Here is a 23,328-nt window from a genome sequence, read left to right on the forward strand (position 1 = left end):
ATATTGGAAACGGTACTTTTGATTTCAGACGGCCTAAATGCCGATTGCTTCATTCTTATTCTGAAACCGCTTTTTCAGACGACCTTAAAAGGCCGTCTGAAAACTTCTGTTTAGTAGCGTTCCAAATCGATATCCAAGCCCAGTGAGCGAATCTCTTTAACCAATACGTTGAAGGATTCAGGCATACCGGCATCGATTTTGTGTTCGCCTTTGACGATGTTTTCGTACATTTTGGTACGGCCGTTCACGTCGTCAGACTTCACAGTCAGCATCTCTTGCAGCGTGTATGCCGCGCCGTATGCTTCCAATGCCCAAACCTCCATCTCACCGAAACGTTGGCCACCGAACTGAGCTTTACCGCCCAGAGGCTGTTGGGTAACCAGACTGTATGGACCGGTAGAACGGGCGTGCATTTTTTCGTCAACCAAGTGGTGCAGTTTCAGATAGTGCATCACACCGACTGTAACCTTGCGGTCAAATGCTTCGCCTGAACGGCCGTCATACAGCGTGATTTGCGTTTTACTGTCGTTGAAGCCCAGTTTCTCAACCTCAGGATCTTCGCTTGGGTAAGCCAAGTTCAACATTTCGCGGATTTCAGACTCTTTCGCACCGTCGAATACAGGAGAAGCGAAAGATGCACCTTTACGCAGGTTGGAAGCCAATTCGATGATTTCTTCATCTGTCAGGCTGTCCAAATCTTCTTTCTTGCCGCTACCGTTGTAGAGCTTGTTCAAGAATTCACGCAGCTCGCTGGCTTTGCGTTGCTCTTTCAGCATACGGTCGATACGCTCGCCGATACCTTTTGCCGCCCAACCCAAGTGAACTTCCAAAATCTGACCGATGTTCATACGGGAAGGTACACCCAACGGGTTCAGTACGATGTCTACCGGACGGCCGTCAGCCATGTAAGGCATGTCTTCCACCGGCAGAATGCGTGATACCACACCTTTGTTACCGTGGCGACCCGCCATTTTGTCACCGGCTTGCAGACGGCGTTTGATGGCGATAAATACTTTCACCATTTTTTGTACGCCTGGTTGCAGCTCGTCGCCTTGGGTCAGTTTTTTCTTCTTGATCTCATACAACTCATCCGCTTCTTCGCGTTTTTGTTGCAGGCTCAATTTAATCAGTTCCAACTGCTTGGCCAAATCTTCGTCAGCCAGACGGATGTCAAACCAATCATGTTTGCTGGACAGGCTTGCCAAATATTCGGTAGTAATTTCGCTGCCTTTAGCCAGCTTCATCGGACCACCATTGGCTTTTTGACCAACAATCATACGCTCGATACGGTCGAATGCGTCATTATCGAAAATACGCAATTGATCGCCCAAATCTTGACGGTAACGTTTCAATTCAGAATCAATAATGGATTGAGCACGTTTGTCGCGTTGGATACCTTCACGAGTAAAGACTTGAACGTCGATAACGGTACCACTCATGCCGGTAGGCATACGCAATGAAGTATCTTTTACGTCAGATGCTTTTTCACCGAAGATGGCACGCAGCAGTTTTTCTTCAGGAGTCAGTTGGGTTTCGCCTTTAGGTGTTACTTTACCTACCAAGACGTCACCGGCTTCTACTTCTGCACCGATATATACGATACCGGATTCATCCAAACGGTTTTGCATACGTTCGGACAAGTTCGGAATATCGCGGGTAATGTCTTCCGCACCCAGTTTAGTGTCACGTGCAACAACGTTCAGTTCTTCAATGTGAATAGAAGTATAACGATCGTCCGCAGCCACTTTTTCTGAAATCAGAATCGAGTCTTCGTAGTTGTAACCGTTCCATGGCATGAAGGCGATGGTCATGTTTTGACCCAAAGCCAACTCGCCCAAGTCGGTAGATGCACCGTCGGCCACCAAGTCACCACGTTGCAACACATCGCCTGCTTTTACGGCCGGACGTTGGTTGATGTTGGTAGATTGGTTAGAACGGGTGAATTTAACCAAGTTATAAATATCGACACCCACTTCACCGGCAGTCGCTTCATCATCATGAACACGAACTACAACACGGTTGGCATCTACATACTCAACCACACCGCCGCGGCGGGCAACGATTGCAGTTGCAGAGTCAACGGCAACAGAGCGCTCAATACCGGTACCAACCATCGGTTTTTCAGGGCGCAGACACGGTACAGCCTGACGTTGCATGTTGGCACCCATCAATGCACGGTTCGCGTCATCATGTTCCAAGAATGGAATCAGAGATGCTGCAACGGATACCACTTGACCGGTTGCCACGTCCATATATTGAACGCGGTCAGGCGTCGCCATAATGGTTTCGCCTTTTTCACGACAAGTGACCAAGTCGCCAATCAAATTACCGTCTTTGTCCAAATCGGCATTCGCCTGTGCAATCACATAACGGCCTTCTTCGATAGCAGACAAGTAATCGATTTCTTCAGTTACTTTGCCATCGACAACACGGCGGTAAGGGGTTTCCAAGAAACCATAATCATTGGTACGCGCATAAACGGACAATGAGTTGATCAAACCAATGTTTGGACCTTCAGGTGTTTCAATAGGACATACACGGCCATAGTGGGTCGGATGTACGTCTCGCACCTCAAAGCCTGCACGTTCACGAGTCAAACCGCCCGGACCCAATGCAGATACACGGCGTTTATGGGTAACTTCAGACAATGGGTTGGTCTGATCCATAAATTGGCTCAATTGGCTGGAGCCGAAGAATTCTTTAATCGCAGCAGAAACAGGTTTCGCATTGATCAAGTCATGTGGCATCAAGTTCTCAGATTCTGCTTGGTTCAAACGCTCTTTAACTGCACGCTCTACACGAGCCAAACCGCTGCGGAATTGGTTTTCAGTCAACTCACCCACAGAACGAACACGACGATTACCCAAGTGGTCAATATCGTCTACTTCGCCATGACCGTTACGCAATTCAACCAATGTAGCAATAGAAGCAACGATGTCTTCAACGCTCAGAACGTAACCACCTTTTTCAGATGCGCCAGCCAAAGTTTCATTCAGCAAACGGCCATACCAAGAGTTTTGTTGTGCTTCAGACAATTTTTGCTCGTATGTGCGCGTATTAAATTTCATACGGCCTACGCGAGACAAATCATAGCTGTCTTCACTGAAGAACAAGCGGTTGAAGAGCTGCTCAACAGCTTCTTCGGTAGGCGGTTCGCCAGGACGCATCATGCGGTAAATCGCTACGCGTGCAGCTTGCTGATCAGCAGTTTCGTCTGTACGCAGAGTGCTGGAGATGTAACCGCCTTGATCCAATTCATTGATATAAAGGGTCGTAATTTCTTTTACACCATGGATATCAAGTTTGGCCAACAATTCTTCTGTAATTTCATCGTTAGCAGAAGCCAATACTTCGCCGGTTTCCGGATCAATCAGATCCGCAGCCAATGCTTTGCCAATCAGACTTTCTGGCTCCACATCCAAACGAGTCAAGCCTGCATTGGTAATATCACGGATATTTTTCGCAGTAATGCGTTTACCTTTGGCAACCAGTACATTGCCTTCTTTATCCAAGATATCAACTTTGGCAGTTTCACCTTTCAGACGGCCTGCAATCAGATCAGTTTGAACACCGTTTGAAGACAAATAGAAAGTTTCTTTGTCGTAGAAAATATCCAAAATTTGTTCATTGTTGTAGCCCAAAGCTTTCAACAAAATCGTAACCGGCATTTTACGGCGACGGTCGATACGGAAATACAGCAAATCTTTTGGATCAAATTCGAAATCCAACCATGAACCACGGTAAGGAATAATACGAGCAGAGAACAACAGCTTACCGGAAGAATGTGTTTTACCACGGTCATGCTCAAAGAACACACCAGGAGAACGGTGCAGCTGGGAAACAATCACGCGCTCAGTACCATTGATGACAAAAGAGCCGCTTGGCGTCATCAATGGGATTTCGCCCATATACACTTCGTTTTCACGAACTTCTTTTACAGTCGGCTTAGATGCTTCTTTATCCAAAATCACCAAACGGATACGGGCACGCAATGGGGCCGCATAAGTAATGCCGCGCAATTGACATTCAGGAATATCAAACAAAGGCTCGCCCAATGTGTAATGCACAAACTCCAAGCGCGCATAACCGTTATGGCTCACAATCGGGAAAATAGAATTAAATGCTGCTTGCAGACCATCATCAGTGCGTTGGTCAAAAGCATTTTCCAGCTGCAAAAATTTCGCATAAGAATCAATTTGGGTTGCCAGCAGGAAAGGAACATCTAAGACATTCTCTCGCTTTGCAAAACTCTTACGGATACGTTTTTTCTCGGTAAACGAATAGCTCATATACACTCCGAAAAGCAATTTTAAATAATAGGCCGTCTAAAACAACGGCATGCATCAACTTGATATTTACATTTATTTGCAATGATTTTATAAAGACTATGCAAATAAATGTAAACAATGCCTGATGCTTATTTTAAGAAGCAAAATAAGGCTGGCAGAAAACTGCCAGCCTTCATAGGAAGCATCAAATTATTTGATTTCGACTTTAGCGCCGGCTTCTTCCAGTTGTTTTTGGATGTCTTCAGCTTCAGCTTTAGAAACACCTTCTTTCAGAGTTTTAGGTGCACCGTCAACGATGTCTTTAGCTTCTTTCAGACCCAGGCCAGTGATAGCGCGGACAACTTTAATCACGCCAACTTTTTGATCACCGGCAGAAGCCAATACTACATCAAATTCAGTTTTTTCTTCAGCAGCAGCTGCACCAGCACCTGCAGGACCTGCAACTGCAACGGCAGCAGCAGAAACGCCAAATTTCTCTTCAAAAGCTTTAACCAGGTCGTTCAATTCCATTACGGTCAAAGAACCAACGGCTTCCAAAATGTCTTCTTTAGTAATAGCCATGCTATTTTACTCCAAATATTGTATTAAAAAATAATTGATTAAATGAAACAAAATCGATTAAGCGGCTTCTTCGCCAGCTTTTTTCTCTGCCAAAGCAGCCAAACCACGTGCAAAGCCTGATACAGGAGCTTGCATAACGAACAACAGTTTGGACAACAGTTCTTCGCGGCTTGGAATAGAAGCCAACTCAGCAACCTGAGCAGGGTTCATCACTTCGCCATTGTAAGAACCGGCTTTAACGATAATTTTGTCATCTTTTTTCGCGAATTGGTGCAGCACTTTAGCAGCAGCAACAGCATCTTCAGAAGCAGCGTAAACCAATGGACCAACCATTTGATCGGCCAAACCTGCGAATGAAGTACCCTCTACTGCGCGACGAGCCAGAGTATTTTTCAGAACGCGCAAGTAAACGCCTTCTTTACGTGCATTTGCACGAAGCTCAGTCATGCTGGAAACACTGATACCGCGATATTCAGCGACTACGAGAGTTTGAGCGTTAGCAATTGCTGCGCTAATTTCCTCTACGGCCACTTTCTTGGTTTCAATATTGAGACTCAAGGTCTACCTCCCACTGTTTATAAACAGGATACCGAATGATATCCCACCAGCGCGGTAACCTAAAAAGACATCTTACAAGCAATCTTGCAATGTGTTTCAGGACTACCGTCTGCGTAGGGCAATTACGATTAAATCTTACGATCCCTACGGTCTTGGACATCTACTTAATTTTAAGTAGCCCAAATTCAGGCAATCCAAAAAACCGGATCACCTGAAAATTTCTTAGTTGTTCACGCTTGCAGTATCAACGCGAACACCCAAACCCATAGTGCTGGATACAGCAACTTTTTTCAGGTACTGGCCTTTAGCAGCAGCAGGTTTGGCTTTAACGATAGCATCCAGCAACGCATTGAAGTTTTCTTTCAAGTCAGCTTCAGCGAAAGAAGCACGACCGATAGTTGCGTGAACGATACCGGCTTTATCTGTACGGTATTGTACTTGACCTGCTTTTGCATTTTTAACTGCTTCAGCAACGTTAGGAGTAACAGTACCTACTTTAGGGTTTGGCATCAGGCCACGAGGACCCAAGATGGTACCCAATTGACCAACGATACGCATTGCATCAGGAGAAGCAATAACAACGTCAAAGTTCAGGTTACCAGCTTTGATTTCAGCGGCCAGATCTTCAAAACCAACAATATCTGCACCAGCTTCTTTAGCAGCATCTGCATTTGCACCTTGAGTAAACACAGCTACGCGAGTTGTTTTACCGGTACCTTTAGGCAGAACGACTGAACCACGAATAACTTGGTCAGATTTACGAGGATCAACACCCAAGTTGAAAGATACGTCAACAGACTCGTCAAATTTAGCAGTAGCAGCTTTTTTAACCAAAGCAATTGCTTCATCGATTGCGTACAGTTTATTAGCTTCAACAGAAGAGCGAAGAGCTTTCAAGCGTTTAGATACTTTAGCCATTATACAACACCCTCCACATCCAAGCCCATTGAGCGAGCAGAGCCGGCGATAGTACGAACAGCCGCATCCAAGTCAGCAGCAGTCAAATCAGGCTCTTTAGTTTTAGCAATTTCTTCCAACTGAGCGCGGGTCAATTTACCCACTTTGTTAGTCAGAGGATTAGAACTACCTTTTTGCAGACCAGCAGCTTTTTTCAACAAGATAGAAGCTGGTGGGGTTTTCATCACAAATGTGAATGATTTATCTGCAAATGCGGTGATCACGACTGGAATTGGCAAACCAGGTTCCATACCTTGGGTTGCAGCATTAAATGCTTTACAGAATTCCATGATATTTAAACCACGTTGACCCAAAGCAGGACCAACTGGGGGAGATGGATTGGCTTTACCTGCAGGAATTTGCAGTTTGATGTAGCCGATAATTTTCTTTGCCACTTAAGGACTCCTAAAAACGGGTATAACGCGGAACCATTCCGCTTCCCAAACAGAATTTGCGATTATATCCGCTTAAAAAAAAAATTTCAAGCGAATTAAACCACTTAAATCTTTTCAACCTGACCGAACTCTAATTCAACCGGTGTTTCACGACCAAAAATCTGAACTGAAACACGCAGTCTATTACGCTCGTAGTTAACCTCATCAACAATTCCATTGAAATCAGCAAATGGACCTTCATTCACACGAACCTGCTGACCAACCTCAAATTCAACTTTTGGTTTTGGCTTCTCAACACCTGTTTTGGCTTGTTGCAAAATAGCATCTGCATCTTTTTGAGAAATTGGGATTGGACGATTTCCGCTACCACCTACAAAACCATTTACTCGAGGGGTACTCTTAACCAAGTGCCATGAATCATCGGTCATTTCCATTTCAACCAACACATAGCCTGGATAGAATTTACGCTCACTGATGGTTTTTCGGCCATTCTTGATATCTACCACTTCCTCTACAGGAACGAGAATCTGACCGAAATATTCTTCCATGTTTTCACGAGCAATACGCTCTTTCAATGTTTTTTGAACATTTTTCTCGAAACCGGAATAGGCCTGTACCACATACCAACGCTTTGACATCTTTACCCTTTCCTATTTAATAAAACATCAAAAAACAACCATGAAATAATTGTATCTGCCGCATAAATGAAGGCTGCTAAAACTGCAACGAAGATAATCACAAATACAGTCATTTTAACCGCTTCATCACGACTCGGCCAAACTACCTTCTTAAACTCAGTCCAAGAGCTCTTAAAATATGCAAACAGACCTTCTTTCTTTTCAGGAGCCGGCTTATTACTTACCACAACTTCCTTTTTCTGATGGCCTTCTTTGCGTCCAGACGGATGTTCTGTCATCTTTACTCACTTATCAATACCCCACCCGCCTTCATTTTAGATAGCGGTATTGATCCATTAATTAATTCCAAATAATCTTAGAACTTAAGTACAAAAAAATTAACCGGCACAAGGCCGGTTAATTTTTTATTTGGCAGGCCAAGAGGGTCTCGAACCCCCAACCCTCGGTTTTGGAGACCGATACTCTACCAATTGAGCTATTGGCCTCTAAACTTAAGCGATTACAGAAGAAACCACACCCGCACCTACGGTACGACCACCTTCGCGAATCGCAAAGCGCAGACCTTCTTCCATAGCGATAGGCGCAATCAGTTCTACAGTAATGGTTACGTTCTCACCTGGCATTACCATTTCTACGCCTTCTTCCAAAGTAACTGCACCAGTTACGTCAGTAGTACGGAAGTAGAATTGTGGACGGTAGTTAGCAAAGAATGGAGTGTGACGACCACCCTCTTCTTTGCTCAGTACGTATACTTCTGCTTTGAACTTGGTGTGAGGAGTGATCGTACCTGGTTTAGCCAATACTTGACCACGCTCTACGTCTTCACGTTTAGTACCACGCAGCAATACACCTACGTTGTCACCAGCTTGACCTTCGTCCAGCAGTTTGCGGAACATTTCAACACCGGTACAAGTGGTTTTTTGAGTTTCTTTCAGACCTACGATTTCGATCTCGTCACCAACGTGGATGATACCGCGCTCTACACGACCAGTTACTACTGTACCACGGCCAGAGATAGAGAATACGTCTTCGATAGGCAACAAGAAAGGTTTGTCCACAGCACGCTCAGGTGTTGGGATGTAGCTGTCCAAAGCAGCAGCCAGTTCGAAGATTTTTTCTTCGTAAGCAGCATCACCTTCCAAAGCTTTCAGTGCAGAACCTTGTACGATCGGGCAGTCGTCACCTGGGAAGTCGTAGCTTGACAGCAGGTCACGGATTTCCATTTCAACCAGTTCCAACAACTCTGCATCGTCAACCATGTCGCATTTGTTCATGAACACGATGATGTAAGGTACACCTACTTGGCGAGCCAACAGAATATGTTCGCGAGTTTGCGGCATAGGACCGTCAGCTGCGGAACATACCAAGATAGCACCGTCCATTTGGGCAGCACCAGTAATCATGTTTTTAACGTAGTCGGCGTGACCCGGGCAGTCTACGTGTGCGTAGTGACGGGTTTCAGTTTCGTATTCTACGTGAGAGGTATTAATGGTAATACCGCGGGCTTTTTCTTCAGGAGCGTTATCGATTTGGTCGTAAGCTTTTGCAGCGCCACCGAATTTTTTAGCCAAAATAGTAGTCAATGCAGCAGTCAAAGTGGTTTTACCATGGTCAACGTGACCGATAGTACCAACGTTTACGTGCGGTTTGCTACGTTCAAATTTTTCCTTAGCCATGGCAATATCCTATAATCTAAGCTTTTGAAAGAAAGGGTAATAATGAGATGGTGCCCATGGGCAGATTTGAACTGCCGACCTCTCCCTTACCAAGGGAGTGCTCTACCCCTGAGCTACATGGGCGAAATTGTTTGGAGCGGGTGAAGGGAATCGAACCCTCACCGTAAGCTTGGAAGGCTTCTGCTCTACCATTGAGCTACACCCGCATACTCACTATTTGCTCCAAGTAAGAATTTTTGGTGGAGGGAGAAGGATTCGAACCTTCGAAGCTCACGCAACAGATTTACAGTCTGCCCCCTTTGACCGCTCGGGAATCCCTCCAAAAGAGAACGCTAGTTTATTTGCAACTCAGATTTCCGTCAAGATTTTTTTTCACTTATTTCTTTAAAAATATCCAAGTTTTTGCTTTTAAACATTATTTACTTAAACTGAATGATTTTTTCGTACTTGGCCATCAGTTCTTCGTGCGTTTCAGGATGCTCTTCATCGATCAAGATACAGTCGACAGGACATACCTGTTGGCATTGCGGCTCATCGTAATGGCCCACACATTGCGTACACAAATTTGGATTGATTTCGTAAATTTCTTCACCTTGCGAGATGGCATCATTAGGGCATTCCGGTTCGCACACATCGCAGTTAATGCACTCATCTGTAATAAAGAGCGACATTTCTATTTCCTTTTTTCTTAAATTATCAAAACCGATTGGGCGCGGATTATAGCACAAATGACGTCGGAACAATCCGTTTGAAAGAATGTTTTACACCTTGGGAATGATTCTCAAATTCCATACTATTCAGCAACTTGCGAATAGAGCAACAATTCAAACTTACTCATTCCCGCCTTTCCTTCCCGATAAATTTCCAGCCAATCTGGTTTTTCAGGCACCTTCCCTGCTTCAATATAGACCATTGCCCCATTTTTCAAGTGGCTTTGCAATCGGATAAAAAGATTTTGCCAATCTTCCCATGCAAACGGCGGATCAAGGAACACGACATCAAATTTTTCAGACGGCCTTGTCAAATAAGCCATGCCGTCTGAACACACGATTTCCGCCTGTTTCAAACCTAATTCACGGATATTTTTCTGAAGTGTTTGCACAGTTTGGCGGTGGTTATCGACCATTACCACTTTTGCCGCATGACGAGAAGCAGCCTCCATTCCCAAAGCACCACTGCCGCTGAATAAATCCAATACTGTTTTGCCGGTTAAATCCTGACCCAACCAGTTAAACAGTTTTTCACGCACGCTGTCAGGTGTCGGGCGCAGACCATCTGCAGATAAAAATGTTAACTTTCGTCCCCTGCATTGCCCACCGATGATACGTACTTGATTGCTGTGTTTGGAATGTTTGTTGTTTGCCATAATTCTTAAAAGATGCCGAGTTTTCAGACGGCCTTAATTATATAGTGAAACCTCCATCAAGCCGTATTTCCCTCTATCCTTTCAATACCAAAAGGTCGTCTGAAAAATTTTTCAGACGACCTTTTGGTTTTGAATTTGACGACATGAAATATTGAACTGCGTTTCACCGTGTGAAGTATGTTTTCAACTTAAACATAAAACTAGATAAATTACATTTGCTTATTTATAATGAGTAGTCATTTTTGAAACATTAATGTAAGGCTACTATCATGTCAGGTCTGAATCTCAGTAACAGTATATTTCAAGGTTACAACGACAAACATGGCTTAATGATTTGTGGGTATGAATGGGGTTGGAGTAAAGCCGATGAGGCTGCTTATGTAGCAGGTGAATACAAACTCCCTGAAAACAAAATCGACCATACATTTGCCAATAAATCCCTCTATTTCGGTGAGCAGGCAAAAAAGTGGCGTTACGACAATACGATAAAAATTTGGTTTAAAATGTGGGGACACCCCTTAGACGAAAATGAATTGGGCGGTGCATTTGAAAAATCCCTGGTACAAACCAACTGGGCAGCTACTCAGGGCAACAAAATCGACAATCCAAACAAATTTCTCCAGCCTGAACACGTCGATAATTTTCTCTACCACGTTGAGAAACTACGCCCTAAATTGATTCTCTTCATGGGAAGCAATCTGACAAATTATCTTAATCGCGCAAATGTATTGCCGCGCTTCGAGCAGCTTGTCGGAAAACAAACTCAACCACTCCGAGTAGTACAAAAAGATTTTAGCGGTACACGTTTCAAAATCAGATTCCAATCGTTTGAAAATTGCGAAGTCGTCTGCCTGCCCCACCCTAGTGCCAGCCGCGGTCTATCTTACGATTACATAGCCTTATTTGAACCAGAAATGAACCGTATTTTATCGGACTTTAAAACGACACGCGGATTCAAATAAACCAATCACAGAAAAGCAAAAGGTCGTCTGAAAATTTTTCAGACGACCTTTTCTCTTTTAAACCGACCTAATCTCACTCTTTCGGTGCAGGCGGTTCAATCTGTTCTTTCCAGCCGCATTCTTTTTGCGGGCAGACTTTTTCCACGCCCCAGCGTTTGGTGGTTTTGATGGTCAAGACCGGCCAATGGCAGTTCGGGCATTCTTCGGCGACGGGCGGATTCCAAGTGGCGTAGTTACAGTCCGGATAGGTACTGCAACTGTAAAACAGTTTACCGTAGCGGGATTTGCATTCGACGAGGTTGCCTTTTTTGCATTGCGGGCATTGGACGCCGGTGTCTTTTGGTTTTTCCAGCGGCTCGACGTGCTTGCATTTCGGATAGTTGGCACAGCCGATGAATTTGCTGCCGGTACGGCTGTATTTGTACACTAGGCGACCGCCGCATTTGGGGCATTCGCGTCCGTCGAGTTCCGCTTGCTCGGCTTCGGCTTTGGCGATGCGCTCGGCGGCTTCTTCGGCGGTTTCGTTGACGTTGCGCGTGTAGCTGCACTCGGGATAACCGGCGCAGGCGACGAAGCGGCCCATTTTGCCGAACTTGATTTGCAGTTTGTGTTCGCCGCATTTCGGGCAGGTTTCATCGAGTTCCTGCGTGGTAAATTTGGCGCGTTCGATACCCTCTTTTTCTTCTACTTGTTTGATGAACGGTTTCCAGAATTTGTCCATCACGGGAATCCATTGGCGTTTGCCGTTGGCAATTTCGTCAAGCTGGTCTTCGAGTTTGGCGGTGAAGTGGTAGTCGACGTATTGGGCGAAGTGTTCGGTCAGAAATTTGTTGACGATGTCGCCTGTGTCGGTGGGCATGAAGCGTTTTTGCTCAAGGGTAACGTATTCGCGGTCTTTGAGCGTGGAAATAATACTGGCGTAGGTAGAAGGACGGCCGATACCGTATTCTTCGAGGGCTTTAACCAGTGTGGCTTCGTTGTAGCGCGGCGGCGGAGTGGTGAAGTGTTGTTCGCCGTAAAGTTTGTCAACCGGCAATTTATCGCCTTCGCTCATTTCGGGCAGTTTTTTGCTGTCTTCGCCTTCTTCATCATCGCTGCTTTCTTCGTAAACGCTGAGGAAGCCTGCGAAGGTTTGCACTTGTCCGGTTACGCGGAATACGCCTTTGCCGACGGTAATATCGACGGTGGTTTGGTCGAATTTGGCGGGCGTCATCTGACAGGCGACGGTACGTTGCCAAATCATTTGATAGAGTTTGAACTGGTCTGCGCTCAGGAAGGGTTTGACGCTTTCGGGCGTGCGGTACACGGACGTCGGACGGATGGCTTCGTGGGCTTCTTGAGCGTTTTTGGATTTGGTTTTGTATTGTTTGGCGGCACTCGGCAGATATTCTTTGCCGATTTTGTTTTCGATGTAATGGCGGATTTCGGTTAACGCTTCATCGGCCAAATTCACGCTGTCGGTACGCATATAGGTAATCAGACCGATGGCACCCTGCCCTACGTCTATACCTTCGTAAAGCTGCTGGGCGGTGCGCATGGTGCGGTCGGTGGTAAAACCGAGTTTGCGCACGGCATCCTGCTGCATGGTAGAAGTGGTGAACGGCGCGGCAGGATTGCGGCTGCGCTTTTTCTTTTCGATGGCGGTAACGACGGCCTCTTTGCCTTCGAGTTCTTTCAACACGTCGGCTTGCGCGGCTTCGTTCGGCAGGTCGAATTGTTCGAGTTTCGCGCCGTTGTATTGGGCGAGTTTGGCGGTGAACTTGCTACGGCCTTTGTGGCTGTCGAGATGTACCGTCCAATATTCCTGCGCTTCAAACGCGCGAATTTCATTTTCGCGTTCGCAAATCAGGCGCAGGGCGGGACTTTGCACACGGCCGGCACTCAAACCGCGGCGGATTTTTTTCCACAACAATGGCGAGAGGTTGAAACCGACCAGATAGTCCAAAGCACGGCGGGCTTGTTGCGCATCGACCAAGTCCATTTCGATTTCGCGCGGATGGGCGACGGCATCGAGTACAGCGTTTTTGGTAATTTCGTGGAACACGACACGCTGCGGCTTGATGTTTTTCAGGCCGCGTTTGGATTTGAGGATTTCCAAAAGATGCCAAGAAATGGCTTCGCCTTCCCTATCCGGGTCGGTTGCGAGGTAGATGTTTTCGGCTTCTTTGGCACCGGCGACGATGGCATCGACGTGTTTGCTGTTGCGGCTGATCAGCTGGTATTTCATGGCAAAGCCATTGTCGGGATCGACTGCTCCGCTTTTCGGAACCAAATCGCGGACGTGGCCGTAAGACGCCAAAATTTCAAAATCACCGCCCAGATATTTCTTCAGGGTTTTGGCTTTGGACGGGGATTCGACGATTAATAGGTTTTTCGCCATTGTTGTTCTCTTTTGGATGTATTGGGTTTATGTTTCAGACGGCCTTTTATCATTTTGTTCAGGCCGTCTGAAAAAAGGTTTAGTGCATCACGTTTTGTCCGGTCAACGCACTCATCAAGTCGTCGCCAATCAGGACGGGCAACTCGCTCTTGTGCATCCACAACACCAGCAATACCAATACTTTGGCGGTATCGAGGGTGATTTCGTCCGATGGAATGTGCATCAGGGCGTGAATGACGATTTCGCGCTGCTCGTAAGTAATTGCGTGTTCGGCAACCAGATACTGCATCAAGCCCATGACTTCCTGCGGCAGGTTTTCAGCTTCTTCACGGCAGAATACGCGCAGGGAATCGCTGTTAAACGGCTCGGCATAAAATTCGGACGTATTGAACAAGACTTCCATCATCATCAATGTATTGCCGATTTCCGTAGCGTCAAAACCTGCATCTTCCAGCAGGCGACCCAAATCCTCCGGAGGCGGACAGTTGTCGAAATCTTGGAAGTGTTCGATTAAATAGGCAATGACTTCGGTCATGCTGGTTCCTTAAGATATAGATAATTTATACTTTGATGCGCTGGTAACGGCCGCCCGGCAAAGCGGCAACGATACCGTCGAGTTCGTATTCCAAAAGCTGTGCGTACACGTCTGCCGCCGCCGTATTGGTTTGTTGCGCCAAAATATCGGGGTGTATCGGGTCGTAACCCATTGCTTCCAATAAAGCGCTTGTTGATGGAGCGGCAGGAGGGTTTTCAGACGGCCTTTGCGGTTCATCCGCTATTGTTTTGGGTTGCAGACGTTTGGTTTGGTCGTTTTTGGGTTTTACCGTCTTATTTATAGAATATGATGGAACAGGCGTATTTTGCAATAGCTGCGGACATTCGTGAAGAATATCGTCCAAACATTCCACCAATTTTGCCCCGTCTTTAATCAGCTTGTGGCAGCCTTTGCTGTGCGGATTGTCTATCGAACCGGGCACCGCCATCACTTCGCGCCCCATCTCCGCCGCCAGCTTGGCAGTAATCAATGAGCCGGATTCCAATGCCGCTTCGACCACCAATGTCAGCTGCGACAATGCGGCAATCAGACGGTTGCGGCGCGGAAAGTTGCCTGCAAACGGACGCGTGTCCAAAGGGAACTCGCTGACAATCAATCCTTTTTCAGCAATTTCATAAGCAAGGTTTTTATTGGACGGCGGGTAAATGCGGTCTATACCGGTTCCCCAGACGGCGATGGTGCCGCCATCTGCCTGCAATGCCCCCTGATGGGCGGCGGTATCGATACCCGAAGCCATACCCGATACGACGGGAATGCCTTTCTCACTCAACGCCCTGCCGAAATCTTTGGCAATCCGCATGGCCTGCGGCGTGGCATGGCGGCTGCCGACAATCGCGGCAGAAGGCGTGTGCAGCAGTCCTGCATTGCCGCGCAAAAACAAGACCGGCGGCGCGGTAATGCCTTGCGTCAGCATTTCAGGGAAATCATCATCTTGCAGCAGCAACAGACGGCAACCGTCCTGCATTTCCCATTGTAAAGCGGCTTCGGCAGACTGTTGCGCCAAAGCCCGTTTGTCCGCATTGCGCCATGACTCGGCCGCCTGTTTATGGCGTACCAGGGCGGCAATTTTGTCTGCCGGCGCACTCAAGGCAGCTTGTGCGCTACCGAATTGTTGCAACAGCACCAAAAAACTTTCTGCGCCGATATAGGGCGTAAATGCCAATTGCAACCAAGCAAAACGCTCGTTTTCCGTCATCAATCTGTTCCCTTTTCGTAATGGTTTTTCAGACGGCCTGAAGTAAATCAAGGCCGTCTGAAAATTTTATTGATATAAAACTTCTGTCGGCTTAAAAGGCAAAATAACAATGCCTAGCCATATCATTATTTTTATAAAGTATTGCTTGTCTAAGCAAACCGTCAAATGACGATGCCGTCTGAAAAACCTGATGGCTTTCAGACGGCCTCTTTTGTGTTTGAACCGATATTGCGCTTATTCTTCGGATTTGTCGGCGCTGCGGCGCGATACGCTGATACCGAGTTGTTTGAGCTTGCGGTAAAGGTGCGTACGCTCCAAACCGACCTTTTGCGCCACACGGCTCATATTTTGGCCTTCTTGGGCGATGTGGTACTCAAAGTAGCGGCGCTCGACTTCTTCCCTCAATTCGCGCAAAGGCATATTGAAATTGAAGCCACCGATGATTTCTGTCGCCGTCGCGTTTTCCTTCTGACCCAAAGCCACGGCAACGGCCTGATCGTCCACTTCTTTGCCGTCCGATTCCAACATGATGTTTTTCACCGTTTCGGCAAGCTGGTCGTAATTGCCCGGCCAATCGTATTGGCGCAAAACCACCAACGCGCTGTCGCTGAATTTTACTGGCTGGATTTTTTGACTTTCGGCCAAATCGGTCATGATGCGGTTGATTAAAAAGACGATATCGTCCGGCTGGCTGCGCAAAGAAGGAATATTGATGCGCTCTTTCAACAGCTCCGCCAGTCGGCCGGCAACGACGTCATCGGCGCTCTCACCGCGTTTAAAGCCGCATGAAGCAATCACACGGACATTGTAGCGGTCGGCTTTCTCCAGCAAGAAAGCGATGCCGTTTTGGATGTTTTTGCTGTAACGGGCAATATCGCCGACATACAAAATACCGCCCGATGCTTTTTGCAACAGCTCCATCGGCGTATCGACAATGTGTTCGACACGGTCGGTTGCCACCCAAGGCGTACCGCTTTTGTGCAGATAGCGGGCGACAATCTCAAACGGCGAGCCTGCCTCACCGGCCAACAGCAGCGGGCGGTTGTGTTTGGCGGCCGCTTCAATGCTGCCGTTCATTTCTTGAATAACCGGGCTATTGCCCAGTTTGTCCAAAGTCATGCCGGAGGCCGTCTGAACTTCTCCATGTTTCAAGGCGCGTTCTACTGCGGACAAGAGTTTTTGCAGGGCAATCGGTTTTTCCAGAAAATCGAGTGCGCCGATTTTGGTGGCTTCAACCGCGGTGTCGATGCTGGCATGGCCGCTCATCATGACCACGGGCATATTGAGTTGGCCGTTTTTCGCCCACTCTTTCAACAAAGTAATGCCGTCGCAATCGGGCATCCAAATGTCCAGCAATACCATGGCCGGACGCGTTTGGTAACGCAATTGGCGCGCTTCTTCGGCATTTTCGGCCAAAGTAACAGTATAGCCTTCGTCTTGAAGGATTTCAGAGAGCAGGTCGCGGATGCCTACTTCATCATCTACAATCAAAATATCACTGCTTCGCATAAGTTTCTGCCATTTCCGGTAAAGCTATTTTGACGCACGCGCCGCCGCTGTTCTGATTGCTCAGGCTGATGCGGCCGCCATGCTCCTCGATAATTTTTTTCACAACGGGCAAACCCAGCCCCGTTCCTGTCGGTTTGTCGGTAACGTACGGCTCAAAAGCATTGTGCAGCATTTCTTTGCTGAAACTTTTGCCGTTGTTGCAGACGGTCAGGAAAACCTGTCCGCCTTCGCGTCCTGTTTCGATGTTTACTTGCGGCGCCTCGTCCGACTCCGCCGCTTCTGCGGCATTCTTAAATAGGTTATGCAACACTTGGCGCATGGCCGTCGTATCGGCGGCAATCGACAGGGCGTCAGCGCTGAGCCGTGCATTAAATTTGCACGCGCCGGCCTCATATAATACCAATACTTCCGACACCAAACCGTTTAAATCTTGTTTTTCTAAGTTCAGAGACGGCGCACGCGCATAATTGCGGAATGCTTCGACCATTTCTTTCAGCGCGGCAACCTGTTTGACGATGGTATCGGTTGAACGGCTGAGGATTTGGGCGTCTTGCTCGTCAAGTTTATCATGCAATTTCCATGCCAATCTCTCGGCGGAAAGTTGGATGGGCGTAAGCGGATTGCGGATTTCATGCGCCAAACGTTTCGCCACTTCGCCCCATGCAGCCTCTTTTTGCGCGCGTATCAAGACGGTAATGTCGTCAATCACCATCACCACGCCGTTATCGTTGTCTTCCGGCAGGATGGTGGCTTTGCCCAACAAGATTCGGGCATCGTCGGGCGCGGCGTATTCGACTTGGACGGGTTTGTCGCCGTCGGCGGTTTCATGGATGGAGGCAAACACATCGGCCAACAGGGTTTGCTGCGGCGATTTGCCGTGCCATTGATGCCAGTTGCTGCCCCACAAAGACACCAGCGAAACGCCCAAAATCTGTTCGGCGGCTTTGTTAAAGGTTTTCAGACGGCCGTCGGCATCCAAAGTAATCACGCCTGTGGTCAAACTTTCCAACACGCATTCCAAATAATGGCGGGCGGCTTCTTCGCGCAAACGGTTGCGCTCGTCCGCCTCTTTGGCAATCGATAATTGCTCGGTCATGTGGTTGAACAATTGGGTCAAACGGCCGAACTCGTCATTGCGGAATACCGGCCGGGTCTGGCTGAAGTCGCCCTGAGCCACCGCCCGCGCGCCCTCTGCCAACGACAACACCGGCGCCACAAAACGACGGGCAAAATACAAAGCCATCACCAGCGCCAAAAAGATGGCCAACAATGTCGCGACCAACAGCGTGGACAGGAAAAAGGTTTGCAGGCCTTTTTTGGTATAACTCAGCTCGGCGTATTTGGCGCGGGCCGCTTCAATCAACGTCGCATCTTGGGCAACATCTTTCGGAATCGGCTGACGGAAAAACAACGCATAATCCTGATTTTTATGCGTACCGATCAGCATCCAGCCTTGAGCATACAGCACGCCACCGATGTTTTCCAAGCTGCGTACCGAGCCGGTCTGCTCCAGCTGCTCCCATCCTTCTTTGTTGAGCGTCGGTTGATTCAGTTTCAGGGGATTGATGCTTTTCTCGACTTTATGGGTGGTCGCGTTATAAAGCGCCAGCTGGGCAAATTCGGAAGTAGGCGCGGATTGGGTCAGTGTTTGCCCCAAGTCGCCGTCCAACGAAGCGGCGCTGATTAAGTCGATTTGCACCGGCGTGGCGTTGCTGACCGCGTTGTCCACCGCCAAGTTCAGCGCGGATTTGCTCAAGTTTAAGCTGCGCTCCAAAGCCTCATGGGTATCGTTGCCAAACCAAGAATTAATCGTACCGTTAATAAACTGGGCGGAAATACCGAACAAAAACACGCCCGGCAATACGGCAACCAAGGTAAACATCCCAGACAGCCGGCGCGCAATCTGCGAGCCGAACACGCTTTTGCTGTTGTCGCGCATCAAAAGCACGACATAGCGCACCAACACCGCAGCCAACACCAGCAACAGCAAGCCGCACAAGGCGACAATCCACCAAAAATAATCGGACAATACGTTGCTGCTGCCCGTTGCAACAGTCAGGCCGTACAACAAAACTACGGCAAATACGGCGGCAATCAGGAGAAAGCGGCGCATGGTTTACTCCTGCACGACCGACAAGGATTTCCAACCCGAATCCAAATGCCAATTTTTAGAAGTCAGGGCATTGATTTGGAATGGTTTGGGCAGCTTGGCGGTTGTCAGCAGCAGGCGGATTTCAGCCTTCGTGTCTTTGGCGGCCACATCACTCAGCGCGCCCTTGGACAAAACCTTCCAATTCGCGACCGCGCCCACTGCGCGCAAGGCGGCTTCAAGCGTGTCGTACTCGGTAGAAAACGTACCGACGGTAACGCGATAGCGGTTGGTCAGCGGATGGAAGGACAATTTGTATTGAATCGTGCTGTCGTTGTTGAGCAGCTGGTCGAACTTGAATTTATAAGACGCCACGGACGGCGCCGACAGCTGCCAACTTAAATTGAAATGCAGGGGGACGCCCTGTTTGAGTGCTTCTTTGAGCTGATCGGGCAGGTCGGTGCGGAAACGGCTGCTGACGGAAAGCTGTCCGGCATGGGTCAGCTTTGCCTCAGCACGGGTCGCACTGATGCCCTCGCCCGCCGCGTTCAACGACACGGCGAGCAAGAGCGGTACAATCAGCGTTTTACTGCTTTTTAATAAGCGCGTAATAAAAGCCATCTTGATGTTTGTTCGGTAAAAGCACATGCGATTCGATCAGCTCGGCATCGGCATGGCGGTTAAGGAATTTTTGCAATTGACCGTCGTTTTCTTCGACAAAGACCGAGCAGGTAGCCAGCAACATCCTGCCGTTTTTCGTCAGGGTCTGCCACAGCGCGTCTAATAATGCTTCCTGTTGGCGTGCGGTTTTGACGGCATCGGTCGGTCGGCGCAGCCATTTTACGTCGGGATTGCGGCGCGCCACGCCCGAAGCGGTACACGGCACATCTGCCAAGACAGCGTCAAAGGCCTTACCATCATACCATGCCGCCAAGTCCTGCGCATCGGCACAAGCCAAAGAGACCGTCTGAAAGCCTAAACGGTCAAGATTGCTCTTCACCCTGTTCAGACGGCCTTCGTCTATATCCAAAGCGGTAGCATGACAATCTGCCAGTTCCAAGATATGGCCTGTCTTACCGCCCGGCGCCGCACAGGCATCGAGGATGCGTTCGCCGTCTTTCGGGTTCAACAAATAGGCAGCACGCTGCGCACCAAAATCCTGCACAGACACCAGGCCGTCTGAAAAGCCGGGCAGGCGGCTTACCGGCACGGCTTCTTCCAACATCACGGCGTATTCGTCCAACGCCCTGGCCACAATACCTTCCGCAGCCAGTTTTTCCAAATAGCTTTCGGCATTGCCATGTCGGCGGTTGACGCGCAAAGTCATCGGCGGATGCGATTGCAGCGCGGTGGTGATGTTGTGCCAATGTTTCGGATAATGGTTTTTCAAGTAAGCCACCCACCACAGCGGCAAATTGTGTTTCGCCACATCGTCTTTTTTGCAGGAAGCCGCGAGCTTGTCGCGTTCACGCAAAAAGCGGCGCAAAATCGCATTGGCAAACGAGCGGAACTGGCCGCGGCCGATTTTGGCAATGTTTTCCACCGCTTCATTGACCACGGCATGAGGCGCGTTGCGCGTGTAATGCAGTTGGTACATTGCCGCCAAAAGCAGGCTTTCAAGCTGCGGATTGTCAATCGGCTTCTTCAGCATTTGCCCAAGCATATGTTTCAAACTGCCCAAATAACGTTGGCAACCATAGGCAATATCCTGCAATGCGCCGTTTTCCTGCGCCGTCAGCTGCGGATGCGCCGCGCGGATTTCCGCCAAAACATCCTGAAGATTGCGCCCTTCGGCAACCGCGGCAACGCTGTCGGCGGCCAGTTTTTGGGCGAGGGACATACTCATATTTTTGCTTTCTGATTCATAATTTGATTTCAAGTGTTCGGCGGATTTCAGACGGCCTGTTCGGCAGCCAGCAATGCCCGATAATATTCGGCATCTGTTTTGGAAAAACAGCAAAAGATGATTTTTTCCACTGCCGGACATTGCGGCAGGGTTTGTTTCAAACTCTCCAAAGCGATACGTGCGGCGGCTTCGGCCGGAAAACGGTACACACCGGTGCTGATGCACGGAAAGGCGATGCTGTGGAGCTCGTGTTTCTGGGCAAGCAGCAAGGAATTGGCATAGGATTGTGCCAATTTAGCCTCTTCATTTTGTTTTCCGCCAAACCATACCGGCCCGACCGTATGAATGACAAAACGCGCAGGCAAACGGTAGCCTTTGGTTATTTTGGCTTCGCCCGTGCGGCAACCGCCCAAAGTTCGGCACTCGTCCAGCAGCTCTTTGCCCGCGACGCGGTGTATCGCACCGTCCACGCCGCCACCGCCCAATAGCGATGAATTGGCGGCATTGACAATCGCATCGACTGACAATCGGGTAATATCGCCCTCGACCACTTCAAAAACAGCCATTGTTTTCTTTCCTCTACGTTGATTTCCAGCCTGTTACAAAACCGTTCCGACTTCAATCGTCCGGCCTGCCGCAAATGCCTGTATGCTCATGCGTTTGCTGCCGGAAGGCTGCAATTCGGTGATGTTCAGCGCGTTTTCACCGCACGCTACCAGCAGGCCGTCTGAAGTGCAAGACAACACCTCGCCTGCCTTACCCTGTTTGGCCACGACTTCGGCACGCCAGATTTTCATCGGTTTGCCTTGATACTCGACCCACGCGGCAGGAACGGGGTTAAAGGCGCGGATTTTGCGCTCGATAATGTCTGCGGACTCGTTCCAATCGATACGTGCCTCTTCTTTACTCAATTTTTGGGCGTAGGTAACGCCTTCTTCAGGCTGTTTGACCGCGTTCAGACGGCCTTCTGCCTGTAGTCGCTGCAAGTCGGCAACAATCGCTTCCGCACCCAAACCCATCAGTGCGTCATGCACTTCGTTGGCGGTATCCGTAGGCTGGATGGCATAACGGTGTTCGCTGACCACAGCGCCGGTATCCAAACCGATGTCCATCTGCATGATGCACACGCCGGTTTCAGCATCGCCGGCTTCAATCGCACGCTGAATCGGCGCCGCGCCACGCCAACGGGGCAACAGCGAGGCGTGGATATTAAGGCAGCCGTGTTTGGGCGTATCCAACACTTCCTGCGGCAAAATCAAGCCATACGCGGCCACCACCATCACATCCGCGCCCGTATCTTTGAGCATTTGCAGGGCTTCGGCGTTATTGCGCAACTTTTCCGGCTGCGCCACGGTCAAACCCAATTCCAAGGCTGCCTGTTTGACCGGTGATGCGGTCAACTGCATGCCGCGGCCTTTGGGGCGGTCGGGCTGGGTCAACACCAGCGGAATTTCAAAACCTGCGGCGGCGATGGCTTTCAAGGCGGCGGCGGCAAAATCGGGCGTACCGGCAAAGATGACTTTCATGTTGTGTCCTTGTGGAAATGGTTTGAATGGGCGCGTTGGGCAAACTGTTTCAGCTGAAAAGGCCGTCTGAAAGATTGAAAACCGAAGTCTGCCTTCTGTTTTGTCTTTTCAGACGGCCTTTAAGCGATGCTTAGGTCAGATGGTGTGTTTCTGACGTTTTTTCAGTTTGGTTTTGATGCGGCCTTGTTTCAGCTGCGACAGGTGTTCGACAAACACGATGCCCATCAGGTGGTCCAATTCGTGCTGCACGCAGATTGCCAGCAGGCCGTCTGCTTCCAGTGTGAATTTCTCGCCTTTTTCGTTCAAGGCTTCAACTTTGACGCGCTCGGCACGAGTCACGGTATCGTAAATGCCCGGCACGGACAGGCAGCCTTCTTCGTAAGTCGTCTCGCCGTCTTTTTCGACAATGACGGGATTGATAAACACGCGCGGCTCGCTGCGGTCTTCGGTCAAATCCATCACGACGATGCGCTCGTGTACGTCGACCTGGGTGGCCGCCAAGCCGATACCGCGTGCTTCGTACATGGTTTCAAACATATCGGCAACCAATGTCTGGATGCGCTCGTCGATTTTTTCAACAGGTTTGGCGACCGTATGCAAACGCTCGTCAGGGTATTGGAGGATGTTCAGTAAAGCCATAATATTCTCGTTTTATAAAGCTGATGTGTGATTTTCATACAGATTTGGTTTCCGCCGCCACAATCTCCTGTCATGACAGCAACATTCAATGCTAAAATAACGCCGAAAAATGTTAAGATAGCGCGACGGAGGCCGTTCGTTATCGTATTGATGAATGGGCGGCAGTTTCGCAAACTCCAGCCTTCT

Annotated in this window: 20 protein-coding genes, 4 tRNA genes and 2 pseudogenes; 1 reads left to right on the plus strand and 25 read right to left on the minus strand. The window is 48.8% G+C overall.

The annotated features are described in order from the left end of the window. Nucleotides 1-110: 110 nt before the first annotated feature. From rpoB to rsmD, 14 genes are all read right to left on the minus strand, one after another. On the minus strand, nucleotides 111-4,289 hold the full coding sequence (gene rpoB / locus ACTHTK_RS09950) for a DNA-directed RNA polymerase subunit beta (RefSeq protein ID WP_107724224.1): 4,179 nt from the start codon (nucleotides 4,287-4,289) through the stop codon (nucleotides 111-113). A gap of 189 nt (nucleotides 4,290-4,478) precedes the next feature. Further along, nucleotides 4,479-4,850 carry a 50S ribosomal protein L7/L12 gene (rplL, locus tag ACTHTK_RS09955; protein ID WP_003677916.1) on the minus strand — a complete coding sequence of 124 codons (372 nt, stop codon included), beginning with the start codon at nucleotides 4,848-4,850 and terminating at the stop codon, nucleotides 4,479-4,481. A 57-nt stretch (nucleotides 4,851-4,907) separates the two neighbouring features. Next, on the minus strand, nucleotides 4,908-5,408 hold the full coding sequence (gene rplJ / locus ACTHTK_RS09960; protein ID WP_003680699.1) for a 50S ribosomal protein L10: 501 nt from the start codon (nucleotides 5,406-5,408) through the stop codon (nucleotides 4,908-4,910). Between the two features lie 222 nt (nucleotides 5,409-5,630). Further along, nucleotides 5,631-6,326 carry a 50S ribosomal protein L1 gene (gene rplA / locus ACTHTK_RS09965; protein ID WP_003677918.1) on the minus strand — a complete coding sequence of 232 codons (696 nt, stop codon included), beginning with the start codon at nucleotides 6,324-6,326 and terminating at the stop codon, nucleotides 5,631-5,633. Beyond that, complete coding sequence (gene rplK / locus ACTHTK_RS09970) at nucleotides 6,326-6,760, minus strand: 50S ribosomal protein L11 (RefSeq protein ID WP_002220151.1); 435 nt, start codon at nucleotides 6,758-6,760, stop codon at nucleotides 6,326-6,328. Before rplK ends, rplA begins: the two co-directional genes overlap by 1 nt. Nucleotides 6,761-6,864: 104 nt before the next feature. Next, complete coding sequence (nusG, locus tag ACTHTK_RS09975; RefSeq protein ID WP_003680697.1) at nucleotides 6,865-7,398, minus strand: transcription termination/antitermination protein NusG; 534 nt, start codon at nucleotides 7,396-7,398, stop codon at nucleotides 6,865-6,867. Between the two features lie 2 nt (nucleotides 7,399-7,400). Further along, the gene (gene secE / locus ACTHTK_RS09980; protein ID WP_070461116.1) at nucleotides 7,401-7,676 is read right to left on the minus strand and encodes a preprotein translocase subunit SecE; all 276 of its coding nucleotides are present in this window, start codon (nucleotides 7,674-7,676) and stop codon (nucleotides 7,401-7,403) included. A gap of 131 nt (nucleotides 7,677-7,807) precedes the next feature. Continuing rightward, nucleotides 7,808-7,883 (minus strand) — tRNA-Trp (locus ACTHTK_RS09985). A 6-nt stretch (nucleotides 7,884-7,889) separates the two neighbouring features. After that, nucleotides 7,890-9,074, minus strand: coding sequence for an elongation factor Tu (gene tuf, locus ACTHTK_RS09990; protein WP_002215366.1), 1,185 nt, complete (start codon nucleotides 9,072-9,074; stop codon nucleotides 7,890-7,892). A gap of 48 nt (nucleotides 9,075-9,122) precedes the next feature. Continuing rightward, nucleotides 9,123-9,197 (minus strand) — tRNA-Thr (locus ACTHTK_RS09995). A gap of 9 nt (nucleotides 9,198-9,206) precedes the next feature. Further along, nucleotides 9,207-9,280: transfer RNA gene (locus ACTHTK_RS10000), tRNA-Gly, on the minus strand. A gap of 31 nt (nucleotides 9,281-9,311) precedes the next feature. Continuing rightward, nucleotides 9,312-9,395 (minus strand) — tRNA-Tyr (locus tag ACTHTK_RS10005). Nucleotides 9,396-9,493: 98 nt separating this feature from the next. Further along, complete coding sequence (locus tag ACTHTK_RS10010) at nucleotides 9,494-9,745, minus strand: YfhL family 4Fe-4S dicluster ferredoxin (RefSeq protein WP_003679513.1); 252 nt, start codon at nucleotides 9,743-9,745, stop codon at nucleotides 9,494-9,496. Nucleotides 9,746-9,867: 122 nt separating this feature from the next. After that, the gene (gene rsmD / locus ACTHTK_RS10015; RefSeq protein ID WP_440378593.1) at nucleotides 9,868-10,440 is read right to left on the minus strand and encodes a 16S rRNA (guanine(966)-N(2))-methyltransferase RsmD; all 573 of its coding nucleotides are present in this window, start codon (nucleotides 10,438-10,440) and stop codon (nucleotides 9,868-9,870) included. Between the two features lie 266 nt (nucleotides 10,441-10,706). Between rsmD and ACTHTK_RS10020 the strand changes: the two genes are divergently transcribed. Further along, the gene (locus ACTHTK_RS10020) at nucleotides 10,707-11,402 is read left to right on the plus strand and encodes a hypothetical protein (RefSeq protein ID WP_440378602.1); all 696 of its coding nucleotides are present in this window, start codon (nucleotides 10,707-10,709) and stop codon (nucleotides 11,400-11,402) included. Nucleotides 11,403-11,475: 73 nt separating this feature from the next. Here the strand turns inward: ACTHTK_RS10020 and topA are convergent, their stop codons facing one another. From topA to def, 11 genes and pseudogenes are all read right to left on the minus strand, one after another. Next, a complete protein-coding gene (gene topA, locus ACTHTK_RS10025; RefSeq protein WP_440378594.1) occupies nucleotides 11,476-13,782 on the minus strand; it encodes a type I DNA topoisomerase in 2,307 nt (768 codons plus the stop codon). A gap of 79 nt (nucleotides 13,783-13,861) precedes the next feature. Continuing rightward, complete coding sequence (locus tag ACTHTK_RS10030; RefSeq protein ID WP_003749244.1) at nucleotides 13,862-14,317, minus strand: DUF494 family protein; 456 nt, start codon at nucleotides 14,315-14,317, stop codon at nucleotides 13,862-13,864. Between the two features lie 25 nt (nucleotides 14,318-14,342). Continuing rightward, nucleotides 14,343-14,498: pseudogene (locus ACTHTK_RS10035) on the minus strand (DNA-processing protein DprA); the annotation flags it as partial. 104 nt (nucleotides 14,499-14,602) lie between these two features. Next, nucleotides 14,603-15,533: pseudogene (gene dprA / locus ACTHTK_RS10040) on the minus strand (DNA-processing protein DprA); the annotation flags it as partial. Nucleotides 15,534-15,767: 234 nt separating this feature from the next. Next, on the minus strand, nucleotides 15,768-17,042 hold the full coding sequence (locus ACTHTK_RS10045; RefSeq protein ID WP_440378595.1) for a sigma-54-dependent transcriptional regulator: 1,275 nt from the start codon (nucleotides 17,040-17,042) through the stop codon (nucleotides 15,768-15,770). After that, nucleotides 17,029-19,155 carry an ATP-binding protein gene (locus ACTHTK_RS10050; RefSeq protein WP_440378596.1) on the minus strand — a complete coding sequence of 709 codons (2,127 nt, stop codon included), beginning with the start codon at nucleotides 19,153-19,155 and terminating at the stop codon, nucleotides 17,029-17,031. Before ACTHTK_RS10050 ends, ACTHTK_RS10045 begins: the two co-directional genes overlap by 14 nt. 3 nt (nucleotides 19,156-19,158) lie before the next feature. Continuing rightward, nucleotides 19,159-19,752: a DUF4390 domain-containing protein gene (locus ACTHTK_RS10055; RefSeq protein ID WP_049322230.1), complete on the minus strand. Its 594-nt coding sequence runs from the start codon at nucleotides 19,750-19,752 to the stop codon at nucleotides 19,159-19,161. Continuing rightward, a complete protein-coding gene (gene rsmB, locus ACTHTK_RS10060) occupies nucleotides 19,718-20,977 on the minus strand; it encodes a 16S rRNA (cytosine(967)-C(5))-methyltransferase RsmB (protein ID WP_440378597.1) in 1,260 nt (419 codons plus the stop codon). The genes ACTHTK_RS10055 and rsmB overlap by 35 nt, the downstream gene beginning before the upstream one ends. A 47-nt stretch (nucleotides 20,978-21,024) precedes the next feature. Next, the gene (locus ACTHTK_RS10065) at nucleotides 21,025-21,543 is read right to left on the minus strand and encodes an O-acetyl-ADP-ribose deacetylase (RefSeq protein WP_440378598.1); all 519 of its coding nucleotides are present in this window, start codon (nucleotides 21,541-21,543) and stop codon (nucleotides 21,025-21,027) included. A 33-nt stretch (nucleotides 21,544-21,576) separates the two neighbouring features. Continuing rightward, the gene (fmt, locus tag ACTHTK_RS10070; RefSeq protein ID WP_315611437.1) at nucleotides 21,577-22,503 is read right to left on the minus strand and encodes a methionyl-tRNA formyltransferase; all 927 of its coding nucleotides are present in this window, start codon (nucleotides 22,501-22,503) and stop codon (nucleotides 21,577-21,579) included. A 135-nt stretch (nucleotides 22,504-22,638) separates the two neighbouring features. After that, nucleotides 22,639-23,142, minus strand: coding sequence for a peptide deformylase (gene def / locus ACTHTK_RS10075; protein WP_003678675.1), 504 nt, complete (start codon nucleotides 23,140-23,142; stop codon nucleotides 22,639-22,641). Nucleotides 23,143-23,328: the final 186 nt, after the last annotated feature.

This window comes from Neisseria sp. P0006.S009 (assembly GCF_051962915.1).
Classification (GTDB): domain Bacteria; phylum Pseudomonadota; class Gammaproteobacteria; order Burkholderiales; family Neisseriaceae; genus Neisseria; species Neisseria subflava_E.